The following is a 20,538-nucleotide window of genomic DNA, read 5'->3' on the forward strand; positions in this document are numbered from 1 at the left end:
ATGACATATGATCACATATTAGTTCGTTACGGCGAATTAGCACTAAAAGGTAAAAACCGGAAAACGTTTATGCAAATTCTAAAGCGGAATGTTGAGAAAAAGCTATCAGATTTTCCTAATATAAAAGTGAAAGCCAAACGCGATCACATGTATATTTTATTAAACGGAGAAGATCATGAACCGATTTTAAAAACATGTGAAGATATTTTTGGTATTCAATCATTTAGTTTAGCCATGAAGATTGAGAATGACGAAGATCAAATTAAAGCTGGGGCATTAGAAGCTTTAAAACTCGAAAATGGTCGTACGTTTAAAGTAACTTGTAAACGTCCAAACAAAGATTTTCCGATCTCTTCTCAAGATATGAATCAGATTCTTGGCGGTCATTTATTAACGAACACAGAAGGTTGGACAGTAGATGTTCACAATCCTGATGTTGAGTTGCGTGTCGAAATTAGACATGACGCAACTTATATTACCGCAAAGAAAATTCCTGGAAAAGGTGGACTTCCGGTTGGAACGACTGGAAAAACGTTACTTATGCTATCAGGTGGCATTGACAGTCCGGTCGCAGGTTATTTAACGATGAATCGTGGAGTTGAAATTGAAGCCATCCACTTCCACTCACCACCTTTTACAAGTGAGCGTGCAAAGCAAAAAGTGGAGGATCTTGGCCGTGTTCTAACGAATTATGGTGGCGATGTTAAATTGCATGTCATACCATTTACTGAAATTCAGCAAAAAATCTTTCAAGAAGCACCTGAAAATTATGGTATGACGATTATGCGTCGTCTAATGATGAGAATCAGTGAACGGGTCGCAAAAGAGCGTGATATTTTATCCATTACAACCGGTGAGAGTTTAGGTCAAGTCGCCAGTCAAACAATGGAAAGTATGCATGCCATTAATGAAGTCACAAATTATCCAGTGATTCGTCCCCTAGTTGCCATGGACAAATTAGATATTATTAAAGTCTCTAAAGAAATCGGTGCTTATGACATTTCAATTCTTCCTTATGAAGATTGTTGTACGATTTTTGTTCCTAAGCAACCAAAAACTAGACCAACTCGCGAAAAAGTTAATGAATTTGAAAATCCAATTGACTTCTCAAAAGATATAGAAAAGGCTATTGAGAATATGGAAACTGTTACGCTTTCAGCGAATGAATCGCAAGTTGAAGATGAGTTTGAGGACTTATTATAAAACTAGTTGACTTCCAACTTTTGCATTGTATTTAAAACTTCTCGTTGCTAACAATAGTTAACGAGGAGGTGAAGAAGCCGATGGCAAACCAAAACAATAACTCAAACCAATTATTAGTTCCTGGTATTGATGCAGCTTTAAACCAGATGAAAACTGAAATTGCACAAGAGTTTGGTGTACAACTTGGCCCAGATTCTACGTCCCGTTCGAACGGTTCAGTAGGTGGGGAAATTACAAAACGTCTAGTACAACAAGCTCAGCAACAAATGAATGGCCAATAATTAAACTAAAATTGAATATATGTTAAAGGGCAGTGTAAAAAAAGCTGCCCTTTTTTAAATGATAAAAGGTACTTTAGAGTTGAATTCAATAGTTGTTTGGTAGTAGTATAAGGTCAGTCAAACAGGATTAGAATGCGAGGGGATTATGATGGGAAAACTGTGGTATGGTGAAGCGATTTATACCATGACAGGTTTTGGTGAAGAAGTTGAGGCCATATATACAAAAGAAGGCCGAATTATAGATACAGGTTTAAAACATGATCTTAAAACGAAATATGGCGATGAAATCGTTGAAGAAGTTGAATTGGGTGGCACGGTTTTACCAGGTTTTATCGATAGTCATTTACATATTGTAGGACACGGGGAAAAGCTTATACGCTTAGACTTATCTGAGGTCAATTCAAGAAAAGAAGTGATTCAGAAAGTTGGAGATTCGATTAAGACATTAAGTGATGGAGAATGGTTAATCGGTGAAGGGTTTAATGAAAATAACTGGGATGAGCCAATCATGATTCATCGTAAAGAGCTAGATGATGTCTCTGATGGACATCCGGTAGTTTTAACAAGAGTTTGCCGTCACGCTTTAGTCGCTAACTCAAAAGCTATGGAGATTGCTGGTGTTGATGAGTTTACTGAAGAAGTTGCAGGTGGAGTGATCGAACACGATCCGTTTGGCCATTTAACAGGCGCCTTTCATGATCAAGCGCAAGAATTAATTAAAGCTGTAATGCCAACACCTGACCATCAATTTTTAACTAAAGCCATTAAAACGTCTGTTGAGGACTTATTATCAAAAGGCATTGTATCAGGGCATAGTGAAGATTTAAGTTACTATGGCGGTTTTAATCAAGCATACGACGCTTTTAAAAAAGTCATTCCTAATGAAAAACTGTTTCGTGCGCATTTATTAGTGCATCATGCTGTTGTCGATGATTTGCATGAAGAAGGCTATCAGTCCCAACAAAAAGACGACTGGTTAGAGTTCGGCGCTATGAAATTATTCGTCGATGGAGCATTAGGTGGCCGTACAGCTCTTTTATCCGAACCATATGAAGATGATCCAACGACTAAAGGTGTATCTATTCACACTGATCAAGAGTTAGAAGCCCTGATCAAAAAAGCTCGGCATTATCATATGCCAATTGCCGCGCATACGATTGGTGATCAAGCGGTTGAGAAAATAGTTGAGTTAGTTGAGATGTATCCTCCAACTGGAGAGTTAAAAGATCGGATCATACATGCACAAATTATGCGACCAGAATTAACTGAGCGTATGAAAGGACTTCCTCTCATAATTGATATTCAACCGTTATTTGTCTCATCAGATTTTCCATGGGTGATTGATCGTGTTGGATATGAGCGAGCGATGCAATCTTATCCTTGGAGATCTTTTATGGAACAAGGTTTGTTATGTGCTGGCGGTTCAGATGCGCCAATTGAGATGGTGCACCCCATGATAAGTATTAGTGCAGCTGTTAACCGACGCTCAACATATGATGGAGAAGCTTATAATGAGTCACAATGTATATCCGTCTATGATGCGATTAAGTTATATACGGTAAATCCCGCACGCGTGATTAATAAAGAAGATGTTCAAGGCCAAATTAAACCAGGAGCTTTTGCGGATTTTGTAGTGTTAGATCAAGATCCATTTAAAGTTGAGAAAGAAAAGCTTCAAGACATTGGTGTTCGAACAACTATTGTTAATGAACAAGTGGTCTACCAATCTTAAATATATTAATATAAACTCCGTACCATGTTTAAAGTTTAATCATAGTACGGAGTTTTCTTATACGCTCCGTCAAAAAGCTCCGCTTTCCGCAGGCACGGCTTCAACTTCCCAAAACTCACTACCGTGAGTTTTGCGTGATTTTCACCTCGTGCTGTTCCTGCTGGAGTCGTCGCATTTTGACTGCGCTGACGAATATTTTTACCGTTGTCTCAATCACTCAGCTTTTTTTTCAATGTCATTTAGGTATGAATAATTTTCCAATGATGAGCCATTCTAAGTTTAAGGGGTGCTGTAGGATGGTTTTGATCATCGTTGCTTGTTTATTAGGTTTAATTCTATTGTTCGTTTTAAGTCTTCTTCTTTCACAAATTCGGATTGAAATTAATTTGAACTATACAAATAATTACAAAAATTTATTTGTTAAAGTTAAATTTTTGCGACTTATGACGTTTAAGAAAAACTTTACACTTGAAGAAGAGGCCATACTTCAATCATTTGAGGAACAGAAGACGACTACTGAATCTAAATCAATCGATTTTAAGCAGATGAAATCATTAGATACGTTAAAAGATCTGGTCCCTTACATAAAAGCTCTCCTTCAATCCATCCACGTTGATAAACTGAATTGGCACTCGATGATTGGATTAACATCAGCTGACCAAACAGCTGTTGTTACGGGTTGGTTATATAGTGTTAAGAGTTTAATTAGTACCTCTGTTACTCAGGTTATGAATAATCAAACGATTCCTGTTTACAGCATTCAGCCGAACTACCAACAGGCTACGTATCAAACTGAGCTTGAATGTATATTATCATTTAAGTTCGGTCAAATTATGCGTGAACTATTGGGGATTTTACGATACTTAAGAAAAGGTGGGTCTTAAACATGAGTGAACATCCAATACATGAGATGATGGTTACGGCCATGGAAAATTTAAAAGATATGATTGATGTGAATACGATTATAGGTGAGCCAATTGAAACCCCTGATAAATCAACAATTATCTTGCCAGTATCCAAAGTAGGTTTCGGTTTTGCCGCAGGTGGTAGTGAGTTTCAAGGTGGACAGTCTAGTCAAAGTGATGATCAATCACAATCAGGCGGTTCTTCTTATCCTTTTGGTGGTGGTGCTGGGGGCGGAGTATCCATTAACCCAATTGGATTTTTAATCGTTAGAACGAATGAAGTCAAAATGGTTCATTTAGATGAAGGCACCCACATTGTTGAAAAGCTTATTGAACTGGCACCTCAAGCAGTAGAGAAAGTTCAGCAATATTTCCAACAACAAAATAAAGGCAATAAGAAACAAGGCCAACAACAAGACCAACAATCGAAAGAATCGAACCAATCAACGAGTACGCCTGAGTAGTTTTAAATTTCTATCAAAGTCTTCGTTTTTTTGCTAAAATATAAGTTGTAGCATTATGTACGCCTTAAGAAGCGGAGGGACTTTGATTGGAACAACAAACCGAGCAATTATTTACCTGGTTAGATACAACAACGAATATGATTGTCGAAAAAGAAGATGTTCCTTATTTGGAAGCATTAATCGCAGCGAGTGAGTTGCTTTTTTATAGAGATCTACCTGAGGATTTAGACGAAGACTACGAAAAGCGTTTAACAGAACAGCTAAACCAAGCTCAATTAAATGAGTATCCTTTAGAAGCGCGTCGTAAAGCCATGCAATTAGCTATTCTAAAAGGAATGAAAGGTTCGACTCAACAGCATCACTACATTACTCCTGACACAATTGGAATGTTTATGGGGTATTTACTTCAACGTTTTATGGGGGATACGAATAAATTCTCTGTTTTTGATCCTGCGTGCGGTTCGGCTAATTTATTGATTTCTGTCATTAATCAATTAGAAAACAAGCAAATTAAAGCCTATGGAAGTGAAGTGGATCCAACTTTAATTCGTTTGGCATATAGTAATACTAATCTACAAGAAAGGGAAATTGAATACTTTCATCAAGATAGCTTGAAACCAATATTGCTTGAGCCAGTAGATACAGTCGTATCAGATTTACCTGTAGGTTTTTATCCAGATGATGATACGGCCTCTGCTTATGACCTTAAAGCAGAAGAAGGACATTCCTTTGCTCATCATCTATTCATCGAACAGAGCTTAAAGTATACAAAAGAAGGCGGGTACCTATTCTTCGTTGTACCAAGCTCCTTGTTTGAAAGTGAACAGAAAGATCAATTGCAACAGTTTCTAAAACAACACGCTCATATCGTTGGTTTATTACAGTTGCCTGAGACCATGTTTAAACATGAACAAATGCGAAAAAGCATTTTTGTTTTACAGAAAAAAGGGGAAAATACACGCGATCCTAGAAAGGTACTATTAGCTGATTTACCGTCGTTTAAAGATGTTCAGGCAATGGACAGTATTCTAATGCAAATTAATCAATGGTTCGAGAATGAGCGATAAAATGATTACCAGTCCTATTTAGGGCTGGTTTTATCCATATGTTGAGGAGGATTTTTTATGGGAGAGGAACGTATTCTAAAATCCTTGCATCAGTGGGAAGGCGAGATTAAACAATACAACACGAATGATTTTGAACGAATGTATGAATTGTGGACGCAAAGTATGTTTCATAAAATACCTGATCATTACCAGCAAAAGTTTTTTGAACTGACAGATCAATGGTTTTTATACACTTATGCGTTTTTGCAAGGAACAAGTTATCAAATCAACGCACAAGAACGAATTCTGCAAACAGCTCGTACCTTCCATGATGATATTCAGAATATTTCTGATTTAAAAAAGTTGAGAGTAGAACAGCTCACTTATTTGGCTGATCAACAATTAGCTAAAAGTCGTGTTTATTCATTTACACAAGGCGGTATAACCGGTACTGGCGGATGGTTCTTATTAGGTGTTGACTTTCCACTTATGGTGACGCTTAACTTGCGAAGTGTTCAATTGATTGGAAGTAGTTTTGGCTATGATATGAACAATCCAATTGAAATGGTTTTAGCGTTAAAAGTTTTACACGGAGGCATCTTGCCTAGAAGGTTGAAGTATGAAGCTTGGGAAGAGTTAAAACGTGAGAGTAGCGAACTTGAAACGATTATGAAGTATGAGGCTTTATTAACGGATCATACATGGTTCGAACAACCGATTAATCAAGTGTTTAAAACGTTAGCAATTGTGATGTTTCGCAAAAAATTATTCCAAGGTATTCCATTAATAAGTGTTGGTATTGGAGCGTTCTCAAACTATAAATTAGCTAAAGATGTAACAGATTTTGCGAAACATTTTTATCAGTACAGACACCTAAATGAACACAAATAAAAGAGGAGAATGAGATCTCCTCGAGTAGGCTTATTTTTTCTGTTTTTCGTCGTCTTCTGGACGGATGACTAACACATCGACTTTTGCGTAGCGTGTAATGTGTTCAGAAACACTTCCGATGAAGAAGCGCTCAACAGCATTCATACCTGTAGCTCCGCAAATGATGAGGTCAGCTCCATGTCTTGGGGCGACTTCTTTTGCGATTTTCACTTTAGGGGAACCATGTTCAATGTCTATAACGACATTTTCGACCCCTGCACGTTCAGCTCGTTCTTCATAACTTTTCAAAAGTTCTAGTGCATCATTTTGAACACGGTCTGATACATGTCTGTCGTAAGCTTCAATCGTAGAGTATACTCGAGTATCAACCACATGTGAGATAATTAGTTTAGCGTGATTTCGTTTTGCAATATCAACTGCTTTTTGGAATGCATAATCAGAAGCCTTAGAACCATCAACAGCAATGACAATATTGTGATATTCAAATGCCAAATCAGACCCTCCTTTTTAGTAGTATATCATTTTTACTATTATATTAATAACCATGAATGGAAGCGATTTTTTATTTTTATTAAATTAGTGGTAAAATATAGTATAAACAGGTGAAATAGAAAAGGAGATCCAGTATGCGCCACGTCTTAATTACAGCAGGTACAAAAGGGCTAGGAAGAAAAATAACCGATTATTTTCTAGAACAAGGGTGCAGCGTCACAACAACTTACCATTCAGATTCTAAAAGGGCTGAGACTCTTAGAGAACAGTACACGGAAGCTCCGTTACATATAACACAGTTAGATGTTACGAAACCAAAAGATATAGAAAGAGTGATTGAAGAAGCATATGAGAAATATGGTAGAATCGACTGTTTGATTGCTAATGCTGGGCCATTCGTTTTTGAGCGAAAGAAATTGTTTGATTACGATGAAAGTGAATGGAACCAAATGATTCGCGGGAATTTAGATGCTTCTTTTCATTTAGTAAAAGGTTGTTTGCCGATTATGCGTAAACAACAGTTTGGTCGAATTGTTTTCCTAGGGTTTCAAGGTGTTGACCATAGTTCAGGTTGGATTTATCGTTCAGCTTTTGCTGCTGCCAAAGTGGGAGTGGCCTCGTTGATGAAGACGATTTCTCTAGAAGAAGCTGAACATAAAATAACGGCTAATATGGTTGCTCCTGGAAAGATTACTGATGACATGAAAGAAAAGACGATTGAAGAAAGCAGACAGTTGCAACAAGCTGATACACCTGTTGGACGAGAAGGTACCGGTGAGGATATCGCGAGAACAGTTGGCTTTTTATGTGATGATAATTCGGATATGATCACAGGAACTGTTGTAGATGTTAACGGTGGTAAAGATGTCATCCATCGTTATTTATAATTTAATAAAAATCAATGCCGCAAACTATACATTTTTTGTGTAAGAAGTGTTATAGTTATAGCGGCAAAATTAAATAGTTGATTAAGGGAGGTCATACTTTGAATATCGGAGTACCTAAGGAAATTAAAAACAATGAAAATCGTGTTGCTCTAACTCCAGCTGGCGTTAACGACCTTACGAATGCGGGTCATCAAGTGTTTATCGAAACAGATGCTGGTGAAGGTTCTAATTTTACGGACAAGCAGTATGAAGAAGCGGGAGCAACAATTGTTTCAACAGCGGCTGAAGCATGGAAACAAGGAATGGTCATGAAAGTTAAAGAACCTCTTCCTGAAGAGTATGATTATTTCTATGAAGGACTTATTTTATTTACTTATTTACATTTAGCAGCTGAACCAGAATTAACGAAAGCCTTAGTTGACAACAAAGTTGTAGGTATTGCTTACGAAACGGTTCAACTGGATAATGGTTCATTGCCTTTACTTACGCCGATGAGCGAAGTTGCTGGTCGTATGGCGAGTCAAATTGGTGCTCAGTTTTTAGAAAAATCTCGTGGTGGTAAAGGAATCTTGTTAAGCGGAATCCCTGGTGTTCATAGAGGTAATGTGACAGTCATCGGCGGTGGTGTTGTAGGTACAAATGCTGCTAAAATTGCTGTCGGTTTAGGTGCAGATGTGACGATTGTTGACTTGAATCCTGAACGTTTACGTCAACTCGATGATATTTTCGGTAATCAAATCAATACAGTGATGTCTAATGAGTTAAATATTGCAGAAGCGGTAGCGAAGTCCGACTTAGTCGTTGGTGCTGTGTTAATCCCTGGTGCTAAAGCGCCGAAATTAGTAACAGAGGAAATGGTTAAAGAGATGTCACCAGGCTCTGTTATTGTTGATGTTGCCGTTGACCAAGGTGGAATTGTTGAAACGGTCGATCATATAACAACGCATGATAATCCAACGTATGAGAAACACGGTGTCTTACATTATGCGGTTGCCAATATGCCTGGTGCTGTTCCAAGAACCTCAACAATTGGCCTAACAAACGTTACGGTACCTTACGCCCTTCAATTGGCGAATAAAGGTTATACTAAAGCTGTGAAAGATAACAAATACTTAGCAAAAGGTGTTAATACACTTAAAGGTCAAGTAACTTATAAAGCCGTAGCTGATGCACATAATTTAGGTTATACAGAGCTAAGTGAATTATTGTAAATTATATTTTCCTTCAATCGTGAGAAACTAATTTAAAGCAATGATTGAAGGAGATCTTATTGATGAAAAAATGGCTAGTTAGATTAATAAAATATGGTCCGATTATTTTTCCGTTTATACAAAAAATGAAAAATAAATTCGGACGCAATAAGAAAAAGAAAGCTATATAATGAAAAGTTGCCCTTGAGTTGAAGGGCAACTTTTTTTAATGGAAAGAGCGCATAAACGGGTTAAAAAGGGCGCAGAAATTTGTCGATTTTGCATGTTCGACAAATTTTGATACGCATAAATCAGAAAAACCAGCGCATAAATGCAAAAATGTAGCGCATAAATGATCGAGGGTGTTAATCAGACCAAATCTCTTTTGATAAGTCAACGATATACTTAAGTTTTTGCCATTGTTCGTCTTCTGTTAGTTCATTTCCGTGATGAGTTGACGCGAAACCACACTGTGGACTCAAACACAATTGTTCGATCGGTAAGTACTTAGAGGCTTCATCTATTCTTCTTAAAACTGTCTCGCGGTCCTCAAGTTCACCAGATTTTGATGTTAATAACCCTAATACCACACGTGGTCCGTCATTTGGAATATGTTTTAACGGTTCAAAGCTTCCCGAGCGTTCATCATCATATTCTAAAAAGAATCCATCGACATTTTCATTCGCTAATAAGGTAGGTGCGATAACGTCATAACCGCCTGAAAATGCCCAAGTTGATCGGTAGTTGCCACGGCATAAATGAGTCGTGACATACAAGTCATCAGGTTTATTTTCTAAACTTCCGTTTACGATTCTTAAAGCTAAATCAATTAAATAGTCGCGTGAATATTTGCCGTCATTGAATGGGATTTCAGGTGCACAAAGTCCTGCAATATAGACATCGTCCAGCTGAAGGTAACGGACGCCTGCATCATAAAAAGCTTGAATTGCATCTTGGTATGCCTGAATAATATCCTGTGCGAATTGTTCAATATCAGGATAAAGTTCGTTATTTCTGATGCCAGCATTAAAAAATTGATTTGGACTCGGGACTGTTAATTTAGGTATTGCTCTTCCATTAACAATTTCATTAAACTCTTTGAAGTCTTGAATAAATGGATGATTGGGATTAAAAGTAACTTTACCAATATTGCAAACGTCATAGCGTTCTGTTTCAAGGTCAGCAAACTGGAACCCTGTTTCAGGAACATAACCTTCCATTCCATTGAAATGCTTCATAAAATCTAAATGAAACCAAGTCCTTCTGAATTCACCGTCTGTTACAACTTCAAGCCCGATGTCAATTTGTTTATCCACTATACGTTCAATTTCTTCGTTTTCAACTTGTCTTAGTTGCTGTGCACTAATACTTCCTTCTTTGTAATTTTTCCGTGCTTCATGTAATCGATCTGGGCGTAGCAAGCTTCCAACGTGGTCTGCACGAAATGGAATGGTTTTTGTATTGATTGTCATTTTTTAAATCCCTCACTTTCTAAATTTAAGCCAACAAAAAAGCCTCTTCCATAAGAAGAGGCTTGAACGACATATCTCTTCTTATCTTTCAGCCTATAGGCTTCTGGAATTAGCACAGTGTTACAAGAACCTGTTGCTGAGGTTTCGTAGGGCCAGTCCCTCCACCTCTCTGGATAAGAAATTATTAAATTGGCTTGATGAAAATCTTAAAGCTTCGATCTTGGAATGTCAAGGTACTCTTATAATTCAATAAGCTCTTTCATAAATTCAGTGAGTGTCGTAGCACCATCTCGGTTCATAAACACATCGTCTTCTATTCTCACACCACCAATATCCGGGACGTAAATTCCTGGTTCAATGGTAAAACACATACCTTCTTTTAGGTGGTCATTGTTGTTAGAAGCTAATGAAGGGAATTCGTGAACGTTAATTCCTAGACCATGACCGATTCGATGAGGGAAATACTCACCATAGCCAGCATCTTTAATGACTTGTCTTGCGATCTTGTCTAAATCGCCAAGTCGCATACCAACATGACAAGAGTTAATCGCTTTATTTTCAGCTTGTAGAACAGTCTCATAAATGTCACGTTGTTCTTTAGTAGCATTCCCTAACACAACCGTTCTCGTAATATCTGAACAATAACCTTTGTGAACAACGCCCATATCCATTAAGACAAAGTCGCCTTGCTTAAGTGTTGTTAAATCTGGTGTTCCGTGTGGGGCAGCTGACTTTGCTCCAGATAAAACGGTTGTATCAAATGACATATTACGAATACCTTCCTTTTTCATGGCGTACTCAATTTCTGCAATGATCCCTAGCTCAGTTTGACCTTCTTTAATATGTTTTAACGCCGTTTCAATACCAAAGTCAGCGTATTGTGCTGCTTCTTTAAGAATCTTCATTTCATTGTCATCTTTAATTAGTCTTAATTCATTTAACATACACTGACCATCTACTAGCTCGGTGTTCGATAAATAATGATTTAGCGTTTCAAAACGTAAAACGTTTAAATCTTCTTTTTCAATGGCCAATGAATGAGGTTGTCCAATATCTTGAATATATGAAGATAGTTTCTCCCAAGGGTTCTCATGATCAAAATATGTAATCGTATGAGCTTCCCAACCAGCATTTTTAACATCTTCCTTTTCTAATGCAGGTACAATTAAGGCTTGGTTTCCTTTTTGATCGATATAGGCTCCAATTAATCGTTCGTGAGCCTCAGCATAAAGGTTTGTGAAATAAAATACGTTCTCCTTAGAAGTAATAAAAACACTGTCCATATCGTTTTCTTTTAAAGCTTGAATTAAATAATTTAATCTACTATCCATCCGGATCACCTCTAAAAAATTTTAACTTCTATGTGTTATCATAACGAAACAAGGGAAATAAATGAACATGTAGAACTTAATTTTAAGAAAACAATTCTTTAGGAGGTTTATGTTATGAAGGTATCTTATCATGGACATTCTGTTGTACAAGTTCAGCATGAAGGCACGAAGATAATAATTGATCCTTTTATTACAGGTAATGGATTATGTGATTTAAATGCAGATGAAGTAGAAGCAGATGTGATTTTGTTAACGCACGGACATAACGATCACGTGGGTGATACAGTGGATATTGCGAAGCGCAATGATTCGCTTGTTGTTGCACCGAACGAATTAGCAGATTACTTAGCTGGTAAAGGTTTGAAGACTCATAACATGCACATTGGTGGTTCATACCAATTTGATTTTGGAAAAGTTAAATACACTCAAGCTTTTCATGGTTCAAGTTTTACAGAAGATGACGGAACGATTATTTACACAGGTATGCCAGGCGGGATCTTGCTAACGATTGAAGGAAAAACGATTTATCATGTTGGGGACACTGGACTTTTCTCTGATTTGAAACTAATCGGTGATTTAAATGATATTGATTTAGCATTTGTTCCAATTGGTGATAATTTCACGATGGGACCTGAGGATGCGAAGCTGGCATCAGAGTGGATTAAGGCGGATAAAGTCGTGCCCGTACACTATAACACGTTCCCTGTTATCGAGCAGGACCCTGAAGCGTTTTGTAATAGCTTAAAACCGGGTGTTGGTCATTACATGGAACCAGGCGGTGTAATTGAATTATAAGGATTTTCTAAAAACGCCTGTAACAAAATAGTAATTTTTAAACTCCGTACTTTGGTTGAGTTTGAATCATAGTACGGAGTTTCTTATACGCTCCATCAAAATACTTCGCTTTCCTTGGGCACGGCCTCAACTTCCCAAAACTCACTCCCGTTCGTTTTGCGTGATTATCGGCTCGTGCTGTTCCCAAAGGAGTCTACGTATTTTGATTACGCTGATTAATTTCCATCCCATCCTTCGTCTTTCTCACCTTTTGTCTGGCACTTTAATTATGAGAAGGAAATCGGTATAATTAAATTAATAGTTTGACTAATTGTTTACATAAAAATTTATATATAGAAAATGGTGATCGTCATGGCGACTAAACATGAGCAAATATTAAATTATATAGAACAATTACCCATTGGACAGAAGATATCTGTACGCTTAATTGCCAAAGACATGAATGTTAGTGAGGGAACAGCGTACCGTGCGATTAAAGAGGCGGAGAATATCGGTTTTGTAAGTACGATTGAGCGTGTGGGTACGATTCGTATTGAAAAGAAAAAGAAAGAAAATATCGAAAAGCTAACGTTTGCTGAAGTCGTCAATATTGTCGATGGACAAGTCTTAGGTGGACGAAGCGGGTTACATAAAACGTTAAACAAATTTGTCATTGGCGCGATGAAGTTAGAAGCCATGATGCGTTATACAGATAAAGGTTCATTATTAATCGTTGGTAACCGTGTAAAAGCGCAGGAGAAGGCGTTAAATGCTGGAGCTGCCATTTTAATTACAGGTGGGTTTGATACAACCGATCATGTGAAGCAATTAGCAGATCAATATGAACTCCCTGTTATTTCGTGTACGTATGACACATTTACCGTTGCCGCTATGATTAACCGTGCCATCTATGACCAATTGATCAAAAAAGAGATTATTATTGTTGATGATATCTACACCCCTTTTGAAGATACTTTTGTTTTGCAAGAAAGTGATACCATTCAAAAATGGTACGAATTAAATAACGAAACAAAACATAGCCGTTATCCTGTCGTTGATGATGAGCATCATATTGTAGGCATGGTGACTTCTAAGGATATTATTGGTAAACCTGACGATATCAAGATTGAAAAGGTAATGACGAAGCAACCTATTAGCGTGCAATTGACCACTTCATTAGCGAGTGCGGCTCATACAATGGTGTGGCAAGGGATTGAGTTGCTACCAGTCGTTGATGAACATAATAAGTTTAAAGGTGTTATTACAAGGCAGGATGTGATTAAGGGGCTTCAAAGTAATCAACGACAGCCTCAAATTGGTGAGACAATCGATGATATTGTTCAAAAACAACTGCATTATGACGCTGAATCTGCCTTTTTTACAACTGAAGTGTCACCCCAACTAACGAATCAGTTAGGTTCGCTATCTTATGGGGTGTTTGCTTCTTTTGTTACAGAGGTATGTAATCAAGTTTTAAAACAACAAAAAACAGGCGACATGGTGATCGAGAATTTATCGATCTACTACATGAAGCCTGTACAGATTGGAAGTCATCTAACGATCGTGCCACAAATTCTTGAACTCGGCCGGAAATACGCCAAAGTCGATGTTCAAATCCTGTCGAACGATGAACTGGCTGGTAAAGCCATGGTCATGACGCAGTTTATTAACCGTTAGCATTCATTAATTCCTGACGATAATGTTTGTACAATTTAAACCCATGAACGATTTGTGCAATTCCTAGAATTAAAAATGCGATGCTTATAAATAATGCGAGTTGTGTTTGATAAGCATAATACTGGTTCATGCCAAACGTTGAGACAAAAAAACCTAAAGCTATACGTCCTTTTGCATTGGTAAAATGCATATATAAAGGGTCTTTAGATTTAAGAATTTGTACTTTGAAGAAAATGTATAAAATAAACGAAATGATAATAACAGATATAAATATTGGCATTGAAACCCTCCTTCATTCAATCTTCATTCATTGTATCGGGTGTGGTAAAAAAATTCTAGTACTATAACTTAAGAAAGGTTGACGAAATGATGAAAAAAGATATTTTGAAACTGATTAAGGAATACAATCATATTATTTTGCACCGACACGTGAGGCCAGATCCTGATGCTTACGGTTCTCAGGTAGGCCTGGCTGAAATCATAAAAGCAACTTATCCAGAAAAAACTGTGAAGTTAGCTGGCGAAGAAGACCCTTCCCTTCATTACTTAGCCCGGTTAGATGAAATCAATGATGAACAGTTTAAAGGTGCTTTAATCATAGTGTGTGACACCGCTAATCAAGAGCGAATTTGTGATCAGCGGTTTGAACTAGGTGATAAAGTGATTAAGATTGACCATCATCCAAACCGTGAACCATATGGTGACCTTATGTGGGTTGATACTGAAGCTTCATCAACGAGTGAGATGGTATATGAGTTATATGCTGCTAGTGATGAGTTAGTGTTAAATGATCAAAGCGCAAGGTTATTATATGCTGGCATTGTAGGGGATACAGGAAGGTTTTTATTTCCGAGTGCGACCGGTAGAACGTTTGAAGTAGCAAGTGACCTTACGAAATATGATTTTGACCGTTCAGAATTGTATGAAAATATGTATCAGGTACCTTTGAAGGTGGCTAAATTTAAAGGACAGTTATTATCAGAGCTGGAACCTCGCGAAAGTGGTGTTGCTGTCTTTAAGATTGATCGTAAATTGTTAGACCAATATGAGTTAACATCTGAGGAAACTCATGCGTTTGTTGGAATTGCTGGTGATATTGAAGACATATTGTCTTGGGTGTTCTTTGTTGAAGACGAGGATGTTATTCGTGTTCGGTTACGGTCGAAAGGGCCAGTGGTTAATGATGTCGCGTTTAAATATAATGGTGGAGGTCATCCTATGGCGTCTGGTGCTAAGGTTAATACATGGGAGGAAGCCGATCGTCTAATTGATGACTTAGAGAAAGTTTGCAAGGAATATAAATCTCAACATGTATAAAAAAAGGCTGACCTCATCATTTATGATGAAGGTCAGCCTTTTTAAAAGTCTAGCCCCAGTTATAATACGTTGTTGTATTGTGAACGCTTACGGTGGACGCTTTCCAGGGGGCGCGTTCTCAACTTCCCAAAGCTCACTCCCGTTCGCTTTGCGTGATTTTCGAATCGCGCTTAATCCGCTAGGAGTCGCCACCTTCGCTCATCACAATACAACAACTCAGGGGTTTAAGTTTAGTTATTCGGTATAAACCAACAACCTAAGTCAGTGCTATCAACTGTTATGTCTAAATCATGTGATTCAATGCGTCGATTCATTAGTCGGATGAGTTCTTCAGTTTCTGCATAAACGGTATTACCACTTAGCAGTTCATTTAATTTATCATCTGCCATTTGCCGTTTATCAAATACAAACATCTTACTCACCTCTTTAAATCTGTTTACACTTCTATTGTACCCGAAAAGTATGATTTTATTGGTTTATATGACATAACTTTCAAAAAAAAGTCAATTTTTTTAGCTAGTTTGAACTTTAATTTCCAATGAAATGTCTAAAGTGGGTCCAATTACAAGAAGGGTCACTTTAACTTGATAATTTATGTCATTAACTCTAAAATTTTTATTTTCAATGGTACGGATTAATAATTCGTGTTGTTCACCAACAGACTCAATATTTCGTCCGATGACCGTACTGATTTCATCCTCCACCAGAGCTGTTAAACGAAGGGATGTGAAACGGTCTAACCGCATCTGTTCGATATTAACGAATTCAATTTCAACGTCCCTAATATTAAGGCGCTGTTCATTTTGTTTGTTTAGGTCATCTGTTTCTTCCTTGATTAATTCATAATCATTTTCAAGTTGTCTAAGATCCTGTCTGAGGGTTAAATTTTCCTCAATCCACCGTTCTGTATGTTCGCCAAACATATAAAGGAACACGATATAACCGATAATTCCGCCAGCTAAAACGCCAAGAAAAAATGCTTGCCACTTCGGTTTTTTATAATAGGGTGGTATATGCATCATGTCACGTCACCTTGTGTGATCCAAGAAATAATTAATACCCCGGCCTTCACCCCACCCATAGCCGAGATAATCAACATAATCTGTTTAAATAAGTCCATGGTAGATCCGTCGTATATGCCTCTTTCAAAGGTCGATATCGCATCAAAAGTACCACCAATAGCTGCAACAATGGCCCAAATTCGAAGCCTTTGAGCAGATACCATCATTTCAGATACTGGTGGTTCTCCCGTAATATACGCACTTAAGCTACCAAACAATGAGCCACCGAGCAAAACACCAAATGATATAAAAAAACAAGTGATTAGTGCTGCAAAAAACCGTTCTTCCATGATCATCAACCTTCTCATATTGCTTGTCTTTAATAAACAATATGAGATTTCTAAATATTATATGTTGAACATTTCAACTTTGACATAGGTTCGATATAATAAAACTAGGTCAAAATAAGAAGGTGTGATGAACGTGAGTTTTGTTCATTTACAAGTGAAAAGCAGTTATTCGTTTTTAAACAGTACGATTAAAATAGATTCTTATGTAAAAAGAGCCAAACAATTAGGCTATGACGCCTGTGCACTTACCGATCATGAGGTGCTTCATGGTGCTTATGCTTTTTATCAAGCGTGTCAAAAGGAAGACATTAAACCGATTATCGGCATGTCCATACAAGCAGTCATTGGTGATGAACAACGACCGGTGACGTTTTATTTATATGCTAAGAATATTGAGGGGTATCAATCACTTGTACATTTATCGAATTTAAAACAATATCATAAAGAAAAGGTAACACTAGACCATATTGCTCAATGTAAGGGGCTTACGACGGTCGTTTCATTTTATGCAACGTATGTCGAAGAAATCATGTACCTTGAGGACCATCAGCGAATTCGTGAATTAGTAAACACTATTGATGAAAAGTCTGACGATTGGTATATACACGTCCAGCCTATAGGTACGGAAAAGCAGTTAGTAACTAACTGGATTGAGAATGATTCGTTTCTGTTTGAGAAATCTGTTTTAATGTGTGATGTTCGTTATTTAGTTGACTCGGACCGAATCGGTTATGAGTCTCTTTTAGCTATGAGGCATTCTACGACATTGCAACAAGTGCGTCGTCAAGGGGTGCCGGGTACATACTTTATGTCAGAAGAAGAAATTGATGAATTGATTGAAGAGAAGTGGCTGTCTACGAAAGAAAATACAGTCAAAATAGCTAATCAAATTCACATAGAGCTTCCTGATCAATGGTTTGGTCTACCGTCGTACGAAGAAACGGGTGGAATTAGTTCGGACGAATACTTAAGGCAATTATGTGAGAAACAATTAGATAAGGTTTATTCGACTAATCATCAAGAAGCTGTGAATCGTCTAAATCATGAACTAAGCGTCATTCAGTCGATGCACTTCTCTGATTATTTCCTAATTGTCAAAGACATGATTGATTATGCGAAAAAAGAAGGGATCTTAGTTGGCCCTGGACGCGGTTCCGCTGCAGGGTCGATTGTGGCTTATTTACTCGGTATTATCGAAGTGGATCCTCTTAAATATGGTTTATTATTTGAGCGTTTCTTAAACCCAGAACGTAGACAAATGCCCGATATCGATATTGACTTTTCAGATTATCGAAGAGATGAAGTGATTCAATATGTGTCACGTAAATATGGACGTGAACGTGTGGCACAAATTATGACGTTTGGGACGTTCCAAGCGAGGTCCATAATTAGAGAGTTAAGCAAGGTGTTTGAAATTGAAAAGGATCAGTTAACGTACCTTTTAAAACAACTGTCATCAAGCACAACATTAAAAGAATTAGTTAAAGATAACAGTGAATTACTAGCGTTTATCAAACAATCGGATGTGTTAAGACAACTGTTTAAAGCAGCATTGGTAATTGAAGGATTACCACGTCATTATTCAACGCATGCAGCTGGAATCGTTATAGCAGATCAGCCATTAACGAATTCCATTCCTGTTATCGAAGGTCAAGAATCCGTGATGTTAACACAATATCCGATGGACCAGCTAGAGTCTGTCGGTCTATTAAAGATGGATTTGTTAGGGTTAAGAAATTTAACGTTACTAGAACGTATTATAAAGCAGATTGAAGAACATGAGGGAAGAACGGTCTCACTACAAAAACTAGGATTAGAAGATCAACGGACTTATCAGATATTAAGAAAAGCGATGACCACAGGGGTTTTCCAGTTTGAGTCTAGTGGTATGAAGCAGGCATTACGAGCGATTAAACCTAATAGACTTGAAGATATTGTCGTTGTCAACGCCTTATTTAGACCAGGTCCTATGCAGTTTATAGAGACTTTCGCTAAGCGTAAGCATGGGGAAGAACGTGTTCAATATATTCACGAAGACTTAAAACCTCTATTAGAAGAAACTTACGGTGTATTGGTTTATCAAGAACAAATTATGATGGCGGTTAATCAATTTGCTGGGTTCACTTTAGGACAAGCTGACTTATTACGTCGAGCCATTAGTAAAAAAGATCGAGAAGCCATTCATCAGATGAAGCAGCAATTTTTACAAGGAAGTAAGGAACATGGCTATGACGATTCGACTGCAATAAAGCTTTTTGATTGGATTGAGCGATTTGCTGACTATGGATTTAATAAAAGTCATGCCGTTGCCTATTCCATTATTTCCTATCAGACGGCATACTTTAAGGCGAATTATCCAGCCTATTTTTATGCTGAACTCATTTCATCCGTTATGCATGATGATGAAAAAGTAGCTAAATACATTAAAGAAGCACGCCATCAAGGAGTTGAGATCTTACCACCATCTATTAATCATAGTTTTGGTAAATTTACGGTAGAATCTGCAAAGAAAATTCGCTTTGGTTTACTGGCCATTAAAAATGTCGGTAAGCAAGCGTTTGATGAAATTTTAAAAGGCAGAAAAAATGGAAACTATAAAAATATATTTGATTTTTGTAAAAAGGTTGATCTGAAAACGATCAACCAATCTGTTATCGAAACACTCATTATGGCGGGCGCTCTTGATGAAATGAAAAAACACCGCGCTCAGCTCTTGGCCACTGTGATGCCGGCTATGGAGCAAGGTGAGCTTTTCTCTGATATGAATGAACAGCTTAATTGGTCTGATGAGCTATTTCATATGGATGTGGAATATCCGAATGTTGAGCCTTTTCCGGTAATGAAGCAATTAAGTATGGAGAAGGATGTTTTAGGATTTGTTATTAGTGAACATCCAATCCGCCATATACGCAGGACACTTAAGAAAAAACAATTTTATTCCATTACAGAATCCATACAGCGTAAAATGACTCGAGTTAATTTAGTGGTTAATGTGGAGCGTATTCATGAAATTAGGACGAAACGTGGTGAAAAAATGGCGTTTCTTACGGTACAAGATGAAACTGAAGAGCTTGAAGCGGTATTATTTCCTAAATTACATCGTGAGGTTTATCGTTGGTTAGAGGAAGATCAATTCATTGAATTAAATGGTAAGTTGGATGAACGCCAAGGCGAATTGCAGTTAATCCTTAATTCAGTTAAGCCATTTGATATTGATTCAGTTCCGAAAGCAAATGACGCTCAAATTTTCATCAAATTTCATGGAAGTGATGAAAAACAACAGCTCAAACAATTGAAACAAATTAGTGAGCAATATGGAGGCAATACACCGGTAGTTATTTATGCGCCATATCGGAACAAAACATATCAGTTGTCTGAGGCGTATGATTTGGCTGAAACATCGGAAGCATTAAAGCAATTAGAGGAAGCATTTGGCCATGAACATGTGAAAGTTAAGAGAAATTAATGCACACTTGAAATGCTTTACACATGAGAGTGTTTTGTTATAATAAATAAAGTTACATA

The 20,538-nt window shown here is 37.4% G+C and carries 20 protein-coding genes and 1 riboswitch; of the genes, 13 read left to right on the top strand and 7 right to left on the bottom strand.

Translation table 11 applies throughout. The annotated features are described in order from the left end of the window. From thiI to EDC24_RS01085, 7 genes are all read left to right on the top strand, one after another. Positions 1-1,203 (top strand): tRNA uracil 4-sulfurtransferase ThiI, encoded by a 1,203-nt coding sequence (gene thiI / locus EDC24_RS01055; RefSeq protein WP_124219014.1) that lies wholly within the window; start codon positions 1-3, stop codon positions 1,201-1,203. A gap of 80 nt (positions 1,204-1,283) precedes the next feature. Then, complete coding sequence (locus EDC24_RS01060) at positions 1,284-1,484, top strand: alpha/beta-type small acid-soluble spore protein (RefSeq protein WP_124219015.1); 201 nt, start codon at positions 1,284-1,286, stop codon at positions 1,482-1,484. Positions 1,485-1,632: 148 nt separating this feature from the next. Then, positions 1,633-3,216: an amidohydrolase gene (locus tag EDC24_RS01065; protein ID WP_124219016.1), complete on the top strand. Its 1,584-nt coding sequence runs from the start codon at positions 1,633-1,635 to the stop codon at positions 3,214-3,216. A gap of 296 nt (positions 3,217-3,512) precedes the next feature. Beyond that, positions 3,513-4,100, top strand: coding sequence for a hypothetical protein (locus EDC24_RS01070; RefSeq protein ID WP_124219017.1), 588 nt, complete (start codon positions 3,513-3,515; stop codon positions 4,098-4,100). A 2-nt stretch (positions 4,101-4,102) separates the two neighbouring features. Further along, complete coding sequence (gene ytfJ / locus EDC24_RS01075; RefSeq protein ID WP_124219018.1) at positions 4,103-4,585, top strand: GerW family sporulation protein; 483 nt, start codon at positions 4,103-4,105, stop codon at positions 4,583-4,585. Between the two features lie 86 nt (positions 4,586-4,671). Then, positions 4,672-5,652, top strand: coding sequence for a class I SAM-dependent methyltransferase (locus EDC24_RS01080; RefSeq protein WP_124219019.1), 981 nt, complete (start codon positions 4,672-4,674; stop codon positions 5,650-5,652). A gap of 57 nt (positions 5,653-5,709) precedes the next feature. Beyond that, positions 5,710-6,522: an EcsC family protein gene (locus EDC24_RS01085; protein ID WP_124219020.1), complete on the top strand. Its 813-nt coding sequence runs from the start codon at positions 5,710-5,712 to the stop codon at positions 6,520-6,522. A 30-nt stretch (positions 6,523-6,552) separates the two neighbouring features. Here the strand turns inward: EDC24_RS01085 and EDC24_RS01090 are convergent, their stop codons facing one another. Beyond that, entirely contained in the window at positions 6,553-7,014 is a 462-nt protein-coding gene (locus EDC24_RS01090; protein ID WP_124219021.1) for a universal stress protein, read from the bottom strand. A 134-nt stretch (positions 7,015-7,148) separates the two neighbouring features. On the opposite strand from EDC24_RS01090, the gene EDC24_RS01095 reads away from it, so the two are divergent. Then, positions 7,149-7,901: an SDR family oxidoreductase gene (locus tag EDC24_RS01095; protein WP_124219022.1), complete on the top strand. Its 753-nt coding sequence runs from the start codon at positions 7,149-7,151 to the stop codon at positions 7,899-7,901. 98 nt (positions 7,902-7,999) lie between these two features. Beyond that, entirely contained in the window at positions 8,000-9,112 is a 1,113-nt protein-coding gene (ald, locus tag EDC24_RS01100; RefSeq protein WP_124219023.1) for an alanine dehydrogenase, read from the top strand. Positions 9,113-9,456: 344 nt separating this feature from the next. Here ald and EDC24_RS01105 read toward each other — a convergent pair whose 3' ends face one another. Continuing rightward, complete coding sequence (locus EDC24_RS01105) at positions 9,457-10,563, bottom strand: 5-methyltetrahydropteroyltriglutamate--homocysteine S-methyltransferase (RefSeq protein ID WP_124219024.1); 1,107 nt, start codon at positions 10,561-10,563, stop codon at positions 9,457-9,459. A gap of 78 nt (positions 10,564-10,641) precedes the next feature. Further along, positions 10,642-10,743: riboswitch (SAM riboswitch) on the bottom strand. 59 nt (positions 10,744-10,802) lie between these two features. Continuing rightward, positions 10,803-11,894 (bottom strand): M24 family metallopeptidase, encoded by a 1,092-nt coding sequence (locus EDC24_RS01110; RefSeq protein WP_124219025.1) that lies wholly within the window; start codon positions 11,892-11,894, stop codon positions 10,803-10,805. Positions 11,895-12,008: 114 nt separating this feature from the next. Here EDC24_RS01110 and EDC24_RS01115 point away from each other — a divergent pair, with 114 nt between their 5' ends. Together EDC24_RS01115 and EDC24_RS01120 are read left to right on the top strand one after the other, a co-directional pair. Further along, complete coding sequence (locus EDC24_RS01115) at positions 12,009-12,689, top strand: metal-dependent hydrolase (protein ID WP_124219026.1); 681 nt, start codon at positions 12,009-12,011, stop codon at positions 12,687-12,689. Positions 12,690-13,040: 351 nt separating this feature from the next. After that, positions 13,041-14,345, top strand: a complete 1,305-nt coding sequence (locus EDC24_RS01120; protein WP_124219027.1) for a DRTGG domain-containing protein — start codon at positions 13,041-13,043, stop codon at positions 14,343-14,345. On the opposite strand, the gene EDC24_RS01125 is transcribed toward EDC24_RS01120, so the two are convergent. Further along, the gene (locus EDC24_RS01125) at positions 14,335-14,625 is read right to left on the bottom strand and encodes a YtpI family protein (protein WP_124219028.1); all 291 of its coding nucleotides are present in this window, start codon (positions 14,623-14,625) and stop codon (positions 14,335-14,337) included. The genes EDC24_RS01120 and EDC24_RS01125 overlap by 11 nt on opposite strands. Positions 14,626-14,714: 89 nt before the next feature. Between EDC24_RS01125 and EDC24_RS01130 the strand changes: the two genes are divergently transcribed. Next, on the top strand, positions 14,715-15,662 hold the full coding sequence (locus EDC24_RS01130; protein WP_124219029.1) for a DHH family phosphoesterase: 948 nt from the start codon (positions 14,715-14,717) through the stop codon (positions 15,660-15,662). A gap of 230 nt (positions 15,663-15,892) precedes the next feature. Here the strand turns inward: EDC24_RS01130 and EDC24_RS01135 are convergent, their stop codons facing one another. The 3 genes from EDC24_RS01135 to ytrH form a co-directional block, all read right to left on the bottom strand. After that, a complete protein-coding gene (locus EDC24_RS01135; RefSeq protein ID WP_124219030.1) occupies positions 15,893-16,075 on the bottom strand; it encodes a YtzJ family protein in 183 nt (60 codons plus the stop codon). Between the two features lie 99 nt (positions 16,076-16,174). After that, positions 16,175-16,684, bottom strand: coding sequence for a sporulation membrane protein YtrI (gene ytrI / locus EDC24_RS01140; protein WP_124219031.1), 510 nt, complete (start codon positions 16,682-16,684; stop codon positions 16,175-16,177). Further along, positions 16,681-17,013, bottom strand: coding sequence for a sporulation membrane protein YtrH (ytrH, locus tag EDC24_RS01145; protein ID WP_124219032.1), 333 nt, complete (start codon positions 17,011-17,013; stop codon positions 16,681-16,683). Before ytrH ends, ytrI begins: the two co-directional genes overlap by 4 nt. Positions 17,014-17,146: 133 nt before the next feature. On the opposite strand from ytrH, the gene dnaE reads away from it, so the two are divergent. Further along, entirely contained in the window at positions 17,147-20,479 is a 3,333-nt protein-coding gene (dnaE, locus tag EDC24_RS01150) for a DNA polymerase III subunit alpha (RefSeq protein ID WP_170158434.1), read from the top strand. The last annotated feature ends 59 nt before the right edge of the window (positions 20,480-20,538 follow it).

It is taken from the genome of Aquisalibacillus elongatus, assembly GCF_003843875.1.
Taxonomy (GTDB): domain Bacteria; phylum Bacillota; class Bacilli; order Bacillales; family Alkalibacillaceae; genus Aquisalibacillus; species Aquisalibacillus elongatus.

Bases quoted from the DNA above. Each gene is read 5' to 3' on its own strand.
- ytfJ (WP_124219018.1), top strand. From the start codon at position 4,103: ATGAGTGAACATCCAATACATGAGATGATGGTTACGGCCATGGAAAAT.
- EDC24_RS01060 (WP_124219015.1), top strand. From the start codon at position 1,284: ATGGCAAACCAAAACAATAACTCAAACCAATTATTAGTTCCTGGTATT.
- ytrI (WP_124219031.1), bottom strand. From the start codon at position 16,684: ATGATGCATATACCACCCTATTATAAAAAACCGAAGTGGCAAGCATTT.
- EDC24_RS01070 (WP_124219017.1), top strand. From the start codon at position 3,513: ATGGTTTTGATCATCGTTGCTTGTTTATTAGGTTTAATTCTATTGTTC.
- EDC24_RS01110 (WP_124219025.1), bottom strand. From the start codon at position 11,894: ATGGATAGTAGATTAAATTATTTAATTCAAGCTTTAAAAGAAAACGAT.
- thiI (WP_124219014.1), top strand. From the start codon at position 1: ATGACATATGATCACATATTAGTTCGTTACGGCGAATTAGCACTAAAA.
- EDC24_RS01065 (WP_124219016.1), top strand. From the start codon at position 1,633: ATGGGAAAACTGTGGTATGGTGAAGCGATTTATACCATGACAGGTTTT.
- EDC24_RS01115 (WP_124219026.1), top strand. From the start codon at position 12,009: ATGAAGGTATCTTATCATGGACATTCTGTTGTACAAGTTCAGCATGAA.
- EDC24_RS01105 (WP_124219024.1), bottom strand. From the start codon at position 10,563: ATGACAATCAATACAAAAACCATTCCATTTCGTGCAGACCACGTTGGA.
- EDC24_RS01125 (WP_124219028.1), bottom strand. From the start codon at position 14,625: ATGCCAATATTTATATCTGTTATTATCATTTCGTTTATTTTATACATT.
- ytrH (WP_124219032.1), bottom strand. From the start codon at position 17,013: ATGGAAGAACGGTTTTTTGCAGCACTAATCACTTGTTTTTTTATATCA.
- EDC24_RS01130 (WP_124219029.1), top strand. From the start codon at position 14,715: ATGAAAAAAGATATTTTGAAACTGATTAAGGAATACAATCATATTATT.
- EDC24_RS01135 (WP_124219030.1), bottom strand. From the start codon at position 16,075: ATGTTTGTATTTGATAAACGGCAAATGGCAGATGATAAATTAAATGAA.
- EDC24_RS01085 (WP_124219020.1), top strand. From the start codon at position 5,710: ATGGGAGAGGAACGTATTCTAAAATCCTTGCATCAGTGGGAAGGCGAG.
- EDC24_RS01095 (WP_124219022.1), top strand. From the start codon at position 7,149: ATGCGCCACGTCTTAATTACAGCAGGTACAAAAGGGCTAGGAAGAAAA.
- EDC24_RS01120 (WP_124219027.1), top strand. From the start codon at position 13,041: ATGGCGACTAAACATGAGCAAATATTAAATTATATAGAACAATTACCC.